The following is a 13,695-nucleotide window of genomic DNA, read 5'->3' on the forward strand; positions in this document are numbered from 1 at the left end:
CCTTTTGCAAACAAACGCCGCCCTCCTCACGTGGAGCGGGCGGCGCAGCACGGCACGAATGTTGTCGCACCCGTTGAGGTGACGTTTAAGCGCTAGCCAAACACCTTTGTTAGGGCGTTGTCGACGGCGTTGGTGATCGCGTCAATGTCCGCAGCGGTCGCGATCAATGCGGGTGAGAACGCAATAACATTGTTGCGCCCCGGAACAGAACGGTTGGCGGCGCCAATGATCACGCCTTGTGCGCCACAATCGGCGACCACCGCCGCAATATCGGCCTCATCTACCGGCTCTTTGGTTTCGCGGTCCTTCACCAGTTCGCAGCCAAGGAACAGCCCTTTGCCGCGCACGTCCCCGATGATGTCATGTTTCTCCATCAACGCTTTCAGGTTCCCCATCATACGCGCGCCCATGGCGGTGCAGTTTTCCAATAACCCTTCTTCTTCGATGATTGCCATGTTCTCCAGCGCGGCCGCTGGTCCGGCGGTGCACCCACCAAACGTGGAGATGTCACGGAAATGGTCAAGCTTGTCGGAAGGATCGGATTTGAAGTGTTCAAAAACGTCTTCCGTGGTCACAAGACAAGAAATCGCTGCGTAGCCAGAGGCGACACCTTTGGCCATCGTCACGAAGTCGGGCTTGATGCCGTAGTGCTGGTAGCCAAACCAATGGGTGCCGGTGCGTCCAATGCCACAGACAACTTCATCAATATGCAGCAGAATGTCATACTGTTTGCAGATCTCTTGCACGCGCTCCCAGTAGCCTTCCGGCGGTGTGATCACGCCGCCGCCAGCGGTCACCGGCTCCAGGCAAAGGGCGCCAACGGTGTCTGGACCTTCGCGCAGGATGACCTCTTCGATCTGGTTTGCGGCAGCAATGCCAAACTCGCGCCCTGACAGATGACCAAGGCCCAGCTCATCCTTGCGGTATTCCATGCAATGCGGAACGCGCACGAAACCGGGTGCGAAGGGGCCGTACTGTGCGTTGCGTTCATCTTGGCCGCCCGCAGACATCGCAGCAAGCGTGGACCCATGGTAGTCACGGTCACGGTAGAGAATCTTATGTTTTTTGCCGCCATATTTCTTGTGCGCAATCTGGCGGATCATTTTGAAAGCTTTCTCATTCGCTTCCGATCCAGAGTTGCAATAGTAGACGCGGCTTAATCCGGGCATTTTTTCGATCAGCTTTTCCGCATAGAGCGCGCCGGGGACGTTGCCCGCTGCGTTGGCAAAATAGCACATCTTCATCAGGTTTTCGTGGACTGCATTGGCGATGCGCTCGCGACCATAGCCTACGTTTACGGTCCAGACCGCGCCCGAAACAGCATCAATATACTCTTTGCCATTCTGGTCCCAAACGCGCATGCCTTTTCCCTCAATGATGATGCGCGGATCATTGGTTTCAAACGGCTTATGTTGCACCAGATGATGCCAGACATGTGCCTTGTCGGCTTTGACGACGTGGCTGATATCGTTTTCTTTCAGGGTGCCGTCCATGGCGTGAGCCTCCTTGAGGTAGTGCGTTCAGAGCTGAGAATTGCGCCAAATTTGAGCGCTTAGAATAGGTTTGCACGATATCCTCGCGACTTTTTCAAGCATCTTTATAGGGCCAGAGGCTCTGTCTATATAAGGCCAGTCTGGCGGAAAATGTCTGGGTGTTAGTCGGAAAGATGGCTTCAAGCACCTATTTTATATGACTTTATACCAAATGGTCAAATTATTTTGAGTGGCGAAAGCCCATAGTCACTGCCTCATAATTGACCAAAAAAACATTGATCGGTGGGCCAAATTCCGCTCCGATCAGGAAGGACGTGGATTGTTGATGACCAAAAAAGAGGCCAAACGCCCAGGGGATCACACCGAGCAATCGCGCCAAAACGACAACGGGAGAAATAACGATGAGCTTGAAGAAGACGCTTTTGGGCGCCACAGCCGCCACTGCGATGCTGATGGGGGCCCAGGCTGCGACCGCAGAGATTACTGTTGCCTACTTCCTAGAATGGCCGATGCCGTTCCAATACGCAAAACAGATGGGCACCTATGAAGAAGCGCTGGGCACAGAAATCAACTGGGTCAGCTTCGATACGGGTACGGCCATGAGTGCTGCGATGGCGTCCGGGGATGTGCAGATTTCTGTCAGCCAGGGTGTGCCGCCGTTTGTTGTCGCCGCGTCCGCTGGTCAGGACATTCAGATTGTCGACGTTGCCGTGTCTTATTCAGACAATGACAACTGTGTGGTTGCGTCCGGTCTAGAAATTGACAAAGACAGCGCGGCAGAGTTGGCAGGCAAGAAAGTGGCTGTGCCGCTGGGCACCGCAGCACATTATGGCTTCCTCAGCCAGATGAACCACTTTGGCGTCGACGTGGGCGGCATGGAAGTTGTGGACATGGCCCCTGCAGAAGGGGCAGCTGCGTTGGCGCAGGGCTCGCTGGATATGGCTTGCGGCTGGGGTGGTGCGCTGCGCCGTATGAAAGAACATGGCAATGTACTGCTGACGGGTGCTGAGAAAGAAGATCTGGGCATTCTGGTGTTTGACGCCACAACCGCGCCTGCAGCCTTCATTGCCGAAGAAAGCGAGATGCTTGCGAAGTTCCTCAAAGTGACAGCAGATGCAAATGCGATGTGGGCGGATGAAGCCAATCACGCCAAGATGCTTCCTGTAATCGCGAAAGATGCAGGTATGGACGAAGAAGCCACCGCCGCGACGCTGGCGACTTTCAAATTCCCAACCGTCGATGAGCAATTGGGTGATGCTTGGTTCGGTGGCACTGCGCAGAACTTCATGAAGGGTGTCGCAGGTGTCTTTGTGGGCGCAGGCTCCATTCCGAGTGCGCTTGACAGCTATGCTGGCACGGTGAATACCGGCCCTCTCGAAGCCGCTAAGGGTATGTAAAGACTGCCAAAGAAGGCCCGCTGTCAGGCGGGCCTTTGACTTAGAGCCAGACAAGAGGTGGGCCAACCACCGCGGCCCATAGACATGGGCGAACAAGCAGTTGGGAAACATGACTGGATTATCGATCGAAAACCTGTCCATGCGCTTTGATTTGCCAAACGGGGGGCATGTTCAGGCACTAAAGGACGTGAGCCTTGATCTCAAACAGGGTGAATTGCTGAGCGTGCTGGGGCCTTCGGGCTGCGGCAAGACCACATTGTTGAACATTGTTGCCGGTTTCTTGGCCCCAACCGAGGGGCAGATCGTGATGAATGGTCACAAGGTCATGGGGCCAGACGCAGAGCGCGGTATGGTGTTTCAGCAGGGCGCGCTTTTTGAATGGATGAGCGTGCGCGACAACGTGAGCTTTGGTCCTGACATGAAGGGCATGCCTAAGTCGGAAAGCGCTGACATTGTTGACCACCTCCTCGAAGTGGTTGGTCTTCAGGACTTCAAAGAAAAGATGGTTTATGAACTGTCCGGCGGGATGCAACAGCGCGTGGCCTTGGCGCGCTGTTTGGCGAACGATCCGGATGTGATCCTGATGGACGAACCGCTGGGCGCGCTTGATGCGCTCACGCGAGAAAAGATGCAGAGCCTTGTGCTCAAATTGTGGAAAGAGACCGGCAAAACGATCATTCTGATCACCCACTCGGTGGAGGAGGCGCTCTTGCTCGGCGAACGCCTCCTTGTGATGGCACCGCGTCCGGGACGTATTCACAAAGAATACCGTTTGCCCTTTGCCGATCTTGGTGTGGGAGCAGATCTGCGCGAGGTAAAGAAACATCCCGATTATGCGCCAACGCGCGAAGAGATCCTCAACATGATCTGGAACATGGAAGAAGAGATCATGGGCCGCACAGAGGGGGACGCATAAGATGGGGCAGATTTTAGCGGATCTTGGTGGTGAACTGGCCACATTGTTTCTCTCGGTCCTTGGGGCGCTGCCGTATTTGGCGCTTTACGTCGGGCTGATCCTGTTTGCGCTGTTTGTTTTCACGCAAGTGAAACAACGGCTTTCTTCTCTACAAGACTATACCTCGCTGAAAACCGTGACTTTTGGCGATGAAAGCGCAGTGATCTCCAACAAAGCAGCGTCGGTGATTTCCGTTGTGCTGATCTTTGTCATCTGGGGGGCGTTCACGGGCTCCAAATGGTTGCCGGGTTTCCTGCACGCGCCGGGGCCGTTTCTTGGCGAAGCGAGTTTTACTTACACGCTTGAGGCAGAAGACGGCAGCACGGACGATGCCACAGTCAGCGTCATTGTACATGAGGCGGGCCAAGTCCCGGATGCACCAGAGATCGCGCCGGGCGAAGGTGTTGCAAAAGATGATGTACTGGTTGTGCAGGCCTATCGCAGTAAGCTTTTGCGCTGGGATGCCAATGATGAGGTAACCCGCAAGGATGGTGCGAAGATTGTTGCGGTTGATGGCGAGCCGATCAGCCGGGACGCGGATGTAGAAGTGGGCTTTGGCCGTGTCGCACTGACAGACAAAGGCACGCTGAACTTTGAGCCGGCAAAAGGCATGCAGATGGAGTCAATCTGGCTGCCCGCACCCGAAAGCGTGTGGCAACGTTTGATATCTGTGAGCCGGGATGGATATCAGAATGTCACTTTGGCAGAACATCTGAGCTATTCCTTGTTCCGCGTGATTGTGGGGTTTGCCTTGGGGGCGGCCGTTGGTATTCCGCTTGGCTATGCCATGGGTCTGTCGAACTGGTTCCGTGGCTGGTTTGATCCAATTGTGGAATTTATGCGCCCTGTGCCGCCTCTGGCGTTAATTCCGCTGGTGATCATCTGGGCTGGGATTGGTGAGCAGGGTAAAATCATCCTTCTGTTCCTTGCTGCGCTCTGGATCATGGCGATTGGTGCGCGTTCTGGTGTGTCGGGCGTGAATATCTCCAAGGTACATGCGGCCTATTCTCTGGGGGCAAGCAAACGCCAAATCCTGCGCCATGTGATCATTCCAAACTCTCTGCCGGAGATATTCACGGCGGCGCGCGTCGCTATGGGGGTCTGTTGGGGCACCGTGGTTGCCGCGGAGCTTGTGGCTGCGGAAAAAGGTGTGGGTAAAATGATTGTTGCCGCATCGAAATTCCAGGACACCGATATCGTACTGATGGGGATTATCCTGATCGGGATCATCGGTTTTGGCATCGATATGCTGATGCGCTGGGGTGAAAAGTACCTGGTGCCTTGGAAAGGCAAAGGCTGATAAGCAGCCAGGTGAGGAGACCCACTCCTCACCTCATTTCCCCCGAAAGACAGGGCGCCTGTGCAAGATGGACTGGGCATCGTGATCACCATTAGACCAGCACGCGCGTCTGATCAGGGCGCGCTTTATGACATTGTTCTGAAGACAGGGTTATCAGGCGCGGATGCATCGCATTTGTACAATAATCCAAAGATGTTGGGGCATATTTACACAGCCCCTTATGTGGCACTCGTCCCTGCGCTTGCCTTTGTTGCTGAACGCGACGGTCGGGTTGTTGGGTATGTTTGCGGTGTGGCACAAACACGTGCGTTTGAAGCATTGCAGGAGGTCGCTTGGTGGCCTGCGCTGCGCAATCAATATGCGTGCCCGGAGGAAGCCAGCCGAACCGAATGGACGGCTGACCAGATCCGCGCGGCATGGATACATCATCCGACGCCGACCCCTGCCTATGTGGCGGGTCCCTTCCCGGCGCATTTGCATATGAATCTCAGTCCAGAGGTCCGTGGTGCTGGGCTGGGGCGGCGCTTGTTTGAAACATGGTGCGCGGCAGCAAAGCTGCAGGGTGTGCACGCCATGCACATCGGTGCGAACCCGGCGAATGCAGGTGGCATCGCGTTCTGGGCGCGCATGGGGTTTGAGCGGCTTGAGACACCTGCGGGGGAGGAGCCTTCTTCGGCCGCATGGATGGGGCGCTCAAGTGCCTTGTGACCATACAGATTTTCGAAAACTTGTGGGCGTCATGCCTGTGATGCGCGAAAACACACGATGAAATGCAGGCAGATCACGATAGCCTGATTGTGCCGCAACCTCGGCAACAGGCAGGCGACTGTCTGCAAGCAAAGACTTGGCGCGCTCTATGCGGAGTTTCTGCATGTACTGCGTGAGCGTGAAGCCAGTAGCCGCAGTAAACCGCCGTTGTAGACTGCGCGGGGACACCCCCGCGACTTCAGCCAATTGCGCCACAGATAGGGTTTCTTGCAGGGCGCGCTCAAGCTCATGTTGGGCACGCAGGATTTGCTGATCTCCATGGTCCACGTTGGGCTGAAACCGTTGAAAGCGCCGCTGATCACGCCGGACGGGGTCCACGATGAAATGGCGCGCGGTGTTGAGCATGACCTCGTGCCCTGCGAGGCGCTCAATCACGATCAGCGCAAGATCGACCCAGGCCATCATCCCGCCTGCGGTGACAAGGTTCTGATGCTCGATCACCAGTCTATCTGTGTCGATTTGAAGGTGGGGCCAGGTCTTGCGCAACTGTGGCGCGACGCCCCAGTGGGTGGTCACTGTGCGCCCGAAATCTATGCCCGCCGCTGCAATCCAGCTGACCCCAACACAAGCCGAGCAAATGAGACTGCCTGCCGCTGCACTGCGCTGGAGATAGCTGACAAGCTCTGGATGGTCCTCTGGTGCCACTTGTTCTGCCGCCGGTGGCAGCAGAATGGCGGCAGGAGATCGGGGCAGATCGTCCCCGTTAGATACGATTTTTGGGTGCAGATCCGTATGCGTGAAAAAGTCATTTAACCCCAAAACAGCAGACTGCAGGGCGCCGGGGTAAGCGAGGATGACTGTCGGAGCATTGGGCATAGCGTGGCGTAATTGGCAAATTGTTTGTCATTTACGACAATAGCACTGCCGCTCTGATCCGCCATATGATTTGTGCAACAGACATGGAGCATATCATGACAGAGAACCCCTTTGGCCTGCAGATTGGCGATATAGAGCTGACAACCTTCAACGATGGCGGCTTTGCGTTGCCGGCTGCCTATTTTGCCAACGTACCCGCAGATGTGGCATTGGCCGAGCAAGTGAATATCGGAGCCAACCTCTGGCTGGTGCGTGCAGGGGATCGTGTGATCCTTGTAGACACGGGCTCTGCTGAGGTGCTCAAGGCGCGCTTTCCGGAGACAGGGCAGGCATGGGCCGCACTGCAAGGGCTCGCGCCAACCGACATTGTGCTCACCCATATGCACGCAGATCATCTGGGTGGTTTTCTGGATGGCACTGCGTTTTCAGAGGCGACAATCCACGTCGCGCAAGCGGAATGGGCGTTCTGGACAAATCCGGGGCTTCCGGACGCTGTCGATGAAGACACCCGCCCGATGGTGCAATTGATTCAGAGCATCGCGACAGGCATCGCAGATCGCGTGAAACTCTTTGAAGCGGGGGAGACCCTTGTGGAGGGGGTGCAATTTGTCTCTCTGCCGGGCCACACGCCCGGCCACTCTGGCCTGCACCTGCAAAGCGGTGATGACGCACTTCTGATTATTGGTGACGCGGTGATCTCAGAGGCGCTTCAGTTTGCCAATCCAGAAATCTCCTATGCGCTGGATGGCGATGCCGCGCAGGCGGTTGAAACCCGGCGTGCTTTATTGGCCAAGGCGGCTGCGCAGGGCACCACAATTGCGGCGACACATTTCGCCTTTCCCGGTCTTGGCAAAGTCGAGATGGACGGGGACGTTTTTCGCTTTCTGCCACTTTAAGGCGATCAAACGTTCGGGTCTTATGGTTGATGATCAGAGACCCCTTGTTTGAACACCGCCCTGCGCGTAGGCTCGGTTCCCAAGTGAGCGCAAGTTCATTGGGGACTGGGACTAAACGAGCGCAGGGACACGACACAGAATGCGTGAAAAGATACTGGAAGCCACTGCGGCGATGCTGGTGGCCCATGGAACACAGGCTTCCATGTCCAAGATTGCGCAGCGCGCAGGGGTGGCGACAGGCTCGCTCTACAATCATTTCGCAAACAAAGATGTGCTGATCCGCGCAGTTTATGATGACCTTGCTACGGTGATGGCACATGCGCTCACCGCTGGCGATGATCTGAGTGACCCCGCCCTTGTTCGGTTGGAACGCTATATCGACAATCACATTGATTTCATGTGGCAGGATGCGGATCGTGCGGTTCTGTTTGAATATCTGTCAAACGTGCCTCTGTTGCCGGGGGCAGACGTCATGGCCAGTTTCCAAAAATCGTCCTCCTTTATTGCCAGTGTATTGCAGCAACTTCAGGATGAAGGCGGCTGTATTGCCGGTGATGCCGGTGTGATGGGCGGCTTTATCGGGGGCGCAATCCGCAACACGTTGAAATGGCAACGCGCGCAGGGAACCCCGTTGAGTGACGAAACCCGCGCACAGCTGCGAGAGATGTGTTTGCGCAGTGTATGCGTATGAACCTGGCGCTGCGCGCAGCTCTTGCGCATCAGTAGTCGCGCTGAAAGAAGACCCCGAGCGCGCTCTCATCGTCTGACCCAACTGTGCCTTTGACCGTCAGATTGTCGTTCACATCAAGGTTGATACTGATGTTGCTTTTGCCTTCGCTGTCGACACCAACCTCAGTGTAAATGTTTTCGCTGATGTATTTGCCCGCGCGCACGCCGGGTGCGCCATCTTCATCAAACGTCAGGCCAAAGTCATCAAGTCCGACATTTTTGCCCAAAGCCGGACCGCGTGCGCCCGAACCGGAGAGCGTTGCCAGCGCGGCAGCAAGTTGAGCGGCCTGCAGCGGAGAAATACTGGAGAGATCACGTCCAAACAGCAGCTGAGACAGCACTTCGTCATCCGGCAACTCAGGATCGCTTTCCAATTTGATTTCCGGATCATCCATCCGACCGTCAATAATGATGAAGATGGTCGCATCCGGTTGTTCCGCTGTGGCCTGAACTCGCATCGTCGGGATGAAGTCTCCCAGCAGAGAGATGGTTCCTTCATCCAGCTCAAATGGGTTTGACAGGAAGTCCAGTCGTCCCCGAATGAGGTCTAGCTCGCCGTTAGGCACGATGTTGTTTGTGGTCCCGGTGACCTGCATGGCACCGTTAAAGTCTGCGTTCAGTCCGAGGCCGCGTACGGCAATACGATCCCCGATACTGACCGTAACATCCAGCCCGAAAGGCGGCGCGGCAGGGCCTGCAGCGGCTTCGTCACGGGCAATCAACCCAGCACGATCCCGCGTGGTGAACACGGCGCCGGGTTCGGCCAGATGGGTGATATCAGGCACCGCCCCCCCACCTGACAAACCGACGGGAGAAATGCGGATATTGGTCTGCGTGAGATTGATATCCCCCGCAATCTGTCCCCCGCCTGTGGCGGGACCAGACAGCGTGATGGTGCCATTGGCTGTTGTCTCAAACAGCTGGCCCTGTTGGTATTGCAGATTGCGCAAGCTCACAGGCAGGTTCGCATTAAACGGAGGCGCCAAACCGAGCGAGCCTGCAACGCCAATCTCACCGCCACCTGAAAACTGAGTGGTGATGTTGATCTGCGCTGCCGTGTTGGCCAGACCAATCGTGCCAGAGATATCTTCCAATGCGATCCGCAGATCTGGCAGAGCAAAGCGTGCGCCAGACAGGGAAACCGTGCCTGTGACGCTGGCAGGCTCCAGGACGCCGCGCATCCGCAGGTCATATTGAGCAAGCCCTTGAATGGCATTTGGTTGCAAAAATGGATTGGCGGCTGCCAAAGGAAGCGTGCCTGACACGGTAAAATCTGTGCCGTCCCCCTGCGGGTCGATCACGCCTTGTCCGCTGCCTTTGCTGTCAAACGGGGCGGCCAAATCGAAATCCAGCGCCCAGCCTGTGTCTGTTTCCGCAGCGGTGCCTTTGATGCTCGCTGCGCCGGGCAGGCTCGGAATGAAGTTGTCGACCTTGCCGATTTCAAAGTCATACTCTGCCGAAGGTTTCCCAGCTTTGGGCAAGGCGGCTTTAATGGTTGCGCGGGTCTCGGCCGGTGCTGTTGCAGAAAGATCAAAAGCCCAGTCCGCGCCGGTTTGCTTGGCGCTGCCTGCCACAGTCGCGGGGCCGTTGAGTCCCTCTAGCTGCACAAGCGCTGCGACCTCTGCCAGCGCCGCCTCAAATTGAAGGTCGCTGTTCTCGCTGGCCAATGTGCCTTTGCCAGAGGCGGTGAGCTGAGAGGTTTCGATGTCCCCCTTGCGCAAAATCAGGCCCGTTTCATCACGCTTTGCAGAGAGCGCAAGGCTGCTCTCTCCCGTCAGAAGCGCATCCACCTGCGCCTCGCCGGTCGCAAGATCTGTTGCATTGGCTGTCAAATCCAGATCAAAGCCAGCGCTGAGTGGGGCAATGTCACCGGTCAGCTGCGCCGCGATCGCGCCTCCAAGTTCGCGGCCGACAAGCCCTGCAAATCGCGCCAGATCGGGCACGGAAAGATCCGCGTTTGTGGCAATGCGCATATCTTGACCTTGGCCGGTCAGATGGGCGTCCCCTTTAAAAGACGCCTGCGCAGCATCGACTGACAGATTGGTGAGCCGCACACCGTCGCCATCGGTCCAGTCGACGTTCGCCGTCAGGCTGGCGCTGTCCCCCACAGCATCGGTCAGGGCGGGGTCTGGAAGCGCAAGCCCCGTCATATCGAGTGCAATATCTGCCGTCACACGGCGTTTGGGGGTGGTGACAATGTCTCCACGTCCATCAAGCTGCACACGTTCAAGCGTGACGTCTTCAGTTTCAATACCTGATACGTTGCCCTCTAGCGTCCAGACCTGCCCTTTTTCAGCATCAAATACCGCCTTCAGTGCGGCGCTCTGAACATAGTTTTTGGGGCCGCTCACCGGCAGCAAAACCCGCGCGCCTGTGTCGTCGCGCAGAAGAATGTCGAGGTCAAACCGCTCAGGCAAATTTGCCGCACTGAGCGCGAGTTCGCCATTTAGATTGAGGCTGCGAGACGTCAGGCTGAGGGTGTCCAGTGTCGTGCGGCCATCCCCAAAACGGCGCAACAATGTTTGAAGCGCGATGCGTTCACCAAAGAAATCTTTGTAATCGGGCGCAAACAATGGCGCCATGTTGCCCGCGATGTCCGCGCGGATGACTTGCGTTGGTTTGCTCTCCTCTTGTGCTGTCTCTGTGGTGGACGCCGGTGCAGGCTCGGTGGACAGCTCCACCTGACCGGCCAGGCGTTCTTCACCATCACTTGTCAGGCGCAGATCGGCAATAAAATCGCTCAAAGGGCCTTCGCCGAGCACAGTCAGCCCAAGCGCTGGCGCATCGGGGAGCTGTGCCAGGGTGGCCACCAAACCACCTGGGTCTTCAGCAGCCTGAAGATCTAGCCGCAGCATGCCCGTCTCATTGGCGTAGGCCCCGTCCACTGCGAACTGGCCTGCAGGCCCGCCCATGCGCGTGGCGCTGAGCAGCACTTCACCTGCGCCGCTTTCCAAAATCAGGCGCGCGTTCAGTGAGAAATCTACGGCTTCTCCCAAGATCGGTGCGCCCAGTGAAATGCGATCCGCCTTCAGGGACTTGATATTGATGCTGACCGGCAGCTCTGGCAACGCAAAAGGCTTGGTTTCAGCTGTTGTCGGGCTTGGGTCTGTTTTGGGAATGCGCGCCAGGTTGATTTCCGCCGCACTCAGCTCATTCACATTCACATTGCCGCGCAGAACCGCGAGCCTGTTCCAATCAAGCGACAGCTCCTTGAGTGACAGCCAAGGCCCGTCCACATCTGAAATGCGCAATTCTTCGATTGTGGCAGTGGAGCTGATCGCCCCGCGCAGACCTATGACCTCCACCTCGCGGCCCGCGCCCGACAGGGAATCCTCCAAAAACCTTGTCAGCATGCCTTTGTCTTCGTCACTGGCGTCTTCGTTGTCTTGCGCGAAGGCCGCGAAGGGCAAAAACCAGAACAGAATGAGAGCAAACCAGCGCATCAGAAAGCGTGTCCTATACCAATATAGAGCTGAACACCGTCCCCGGTGTTGCCAGAAACAGGCAGGCCCAAATCCGCGCGAATAGGGCCAAAACCTGTGTTGTAGCGCACGCCGAGACCCGCACCAGAATGGAAGCTGCCATCTCCAAAGATGTTGGAGGTTTCGCCGACAAAGCCGCCATCAAAAAAGGCGACTGTGGTGAATGTGTCGTTGATCTTAATGCGCGCTTCGGTGGACACACCAAGGAAGGACAGCCCGCCGCTGTCGATGCCATTTACCGTCACAAAGCCGGATTGATAGGGTTGACCGCGCACCGTGCCACCGCCGCCAGAATAAAACAGCAGATCCGGCGGGGTGCCGCGAATGCTGGGGCCAAGGATGCTGCCCACTTGGATGCGCCCCGCTGCAATCAGCCGATCGTCAGCGCCAAAACTCAGGTACCCGCGCACGTCCCCCTCAAGAAACAGCGCGGGTTCGGTGTCGGAAAAACCCGCATAGGGAAAGGCTGTCGCCTGTATGAAATAGCCGCTGGTTGGATTGACGATCACATCGCGCCGATCGAGCTTTGCATAGGCCCGCACCCCGAGGGCTTGAAACTGACGTTCCCCAAAGTTGTCATCGACATCCGAATAAAACCCGGTCAGCGCCGCACTGGTTTCCAGCCGCTCAGACACAATGCGCTTGTAGCCCACACTGGCCCCGAATTGACGCAGAAAATACAGATCTTCGTCTTCTTGCTTGATCTCTGCGCCGATTACGAGGGCCGTGTCTGAATTGAACGTCGCTGGCCGGGAATAAAGCGTACCCAAGCGATAGTTCAAACCGGCACTGTCGCCACCGATGTTCTCAATCTCCGCATCAAAACGCAGGTTTTCGGCGCCGCCGCGCAGGTTGCGGTGCATCCAGAAGGCCGACAGCGAAAGCCCCTCTGTGCTTTCCAATTCTGCACCAAACCCAAAGCGGCGCGGCGGGCTGTCGACCAGCGCGAGCTCCATGTCCAAAGTGCCATCAGGATTGGCTTCTTCAGCCTCGCGCAGGTCCACTGTGCGGAAGGTATCTGTCCGACGCAGGCGCGCAGTGACTTGGCGTGTGGTTTCAGGGCTGAACGTGCTGCCGGTAGGCAGATCGGCAATTTCCACGACCCGCTCAGCGCGCACATTGGATTGTCCTTTGTAGATCAGGTTGCCAAATTTCAATTCCGGGCCGGGATCGACAGTGACCGCCACATCCAGCTCCGACGCACGATGGTCTGCACTGATTTGCTGGTTTGATATCTTGGCTTTGGCATGTCCCTCATCGCGCCAACCGCTGATGGTCACGCGGGCTGCGTTTTCAACTGCACCAAGATCGGCAGGGGCCCTGGGTGCAAATTCTTCGGGTAGTTCTGTTTTCGGCGTGACTGGCGCGATTTCTGTTTGACCAAAGCGAAAGCGCGGGCCCGTTGTCACGGTCACGCTTGCACGCGATACTGTGTTGATCTGGGCAAAAGGAGAAATGTTCGCAGCTTCTTGCCCGTTCACCTTTATGGAGATTGATGGCCCAAAATAGCCAGCGCGATACAGCACCCCCAACAGGCGTCTGTAGTCGGATTGCGCCGCCGCTACGATGTCCTGGCCCTCTGTGGTGCCATCGTTTTTGGCGGCTGTCAGCAAGGACGAAGATTGCAATCTCTCAGAGAGCCCTGCTTCCCCGCCCGACATGCGGAAGTCGATTTCAAATGCAATTGCAGGCAAACTTGAAAGGCAAAATGCCGCCAGAAAAATACATGGCGCTACGCTGAGTTCGCGGACCCATCTTGTGCGTCGTCGCAACCTAATCCCCCAATGCGTCAAAACAACACTCTATAAAAATCATGGTGATGAAACACTTGCTCCACACGCTGTGGCTAGAGTAGCTCA

10 protein-coding genes are annotated in these 13,695 nt (G+C 56.8%); 6 read left to right on the plus strand and 4 right to left on the minus strand.

The genetic code is table 11. From position 1 onward, the window contains the following. Nucleotides 1–92 precede the first annotated feature (92 nt). Nucleotides 93–1,493, minus strand: a complete 1,401-nt coding sequence (locus tag PJL69_RS12500) for an aminotransferase family protein (protein ID WP_271309938.1) — start codon at nucleotides 1,491–1,493, stop codon at nucleotides 93–95. Nucleotides 1,494–1,894: 401 nt separating this feature from the next. Here PJL69_RS12500 and PJL69_RS12505 point away from each other — a divergent pair, with 401 nt between their 5' ends. From PJL69_RS12505 to PJL69_RS12520, 4 genes are all read left to right on the plus strand, one after another. Next, nucleotides 1,895–2,890 carry a taurine ABC transporter substrate-binding protein gene (locus PJL69_RS12505; protein WP_271309939.1) on the plus strand — a complete coding sequence of 332 codons (996 nt, stop codon included), beginning with the start codon at nucleotides 1,895–1,897 and terminating at the stop codon, nucleotides 2,888–2,890. Between the two features lie 109 nt (nucleotides 2,891–2,999). Further along, nucleotides 3,000–3,806 (plus strand): ABC transporter ATP-binding protein, encoded by an 807-nt coding sequence (locus PJL69_RS12510; protein WP_209097984.1) that lies wholly within the window; start codon nucleotides 3,000–3,002, stop codon nucleotides 3,804–3,806. Between the two features lies 1 nt (nucleotide 3,807). Then, the gene (locus tag PJL69_RS12515; protein ID WP_271309940.1) at nucleotides 3,808–5,145 is read left to right on the plus strand and encodes an ABC transporter permease; all 1,338 of its coding nucleotides are present in this window, start codon (nucleotides 3,808–3,810) and stop codon (nucleotides 5,143–5,145) included. A gap of 60 nt (nucleotides 5,146–5,205) precedes the next feature. After that, entirely contained in the window at nucleotides 5,206–5,853 is a 648-nt protein-coding gene (locus tag PJL69_RS12520) for a GNAT family N-acetyltransferase (RefSeq protein WP_271309941.1), read from the plus strand. Here PJL69_RS12520 and PJL69_RS12525 read toward each other — a convergent pair. Continuing rightward, nucleotides 5,839–6,729: a GlxA family transcriptional regulator gene (locus tag PJL69_RS12525; protein WP_271309942.1), complete on the minus strand. Its 891-nt coding sequence runs from the start codon at nucleotides 6,727–6,729 to the stop codon at nucleotides 5,839–5,841. The genes PJL69_RS12520 and PJL69_RS12525 overlap by 15 nt on opposite strands. Nucleotides 6,730–6,824: 95 nt before the next feature. Between PJL69_RS12525 and PJL69_RS12530 the strand changes: the two genes are divergently transcribed. After that, entirely contained in the window at nucleotides 6,825–7,625 is an 801-nt protein-coding gene (locus tag PJL69_RS12530) for an MBL fold metallo-hydrolase (protein WP_271309943.1), read from the plus strand. A gap of 139 nt (nucleotides 7,626–7,764) precedes the next feature. Continuing rightward, on the plus strand, nucleotides 7,765–8,316 hold the full coding sequence (locus tag PJL69_RS12535; RefSeq protein ID WP_271309944.1) for a TetR/AcrR family transcriptional regulator: 552 nt from the start codon (nucleotides 7,765–7,767) through the stop codon (nucleotides 8,314–8,316). Nucleotides 8,317–8,344: 28 nt separating this feature from the next. On the opposite strand, the gene PJL69_RS12540 is transcribed toward PJL69_RS12535, so the two are convergent. Continuing rightward, nucleotides 8,345–11,797, minus strand: coding sequence for a translocation/assembly module TamB domain-containing protein (locus PJL69_RS12540; RefSeq protein WP_271309945.1), 3,453 nt, complete (start codon nucleotides 11,795–11,797; stop codon nucleotides 8,345–8,347). After that, nucleotides 11,797–13,530 (minus strand): autotransporter assembly complex protein TamA, encoded by a 1,734-nt coding sequence (locus PJL69_RS12545; protein WP_271309946.1) that lies wholly within the window; start codon nucleotides 13,528–13,530, stop codon nucleotides 11,797–11,799. Before PJL69_RS12545 ends, PJL69_RS12540 begins: the two co-directional genes overlap by 1 nt. Nucleotides 13,531–13,695: the final 165 nt, after the last annotated feature.

The sequence above is a fragment of the Shimia sp. MMG029 genome, from assembly GCF_027947445.1.
Classification (GTDB): Bacteria; Pseudomonadota; Alphaproteobacteria; order Rhodobacterales; family Rhodobacteraceae; genus Shimia.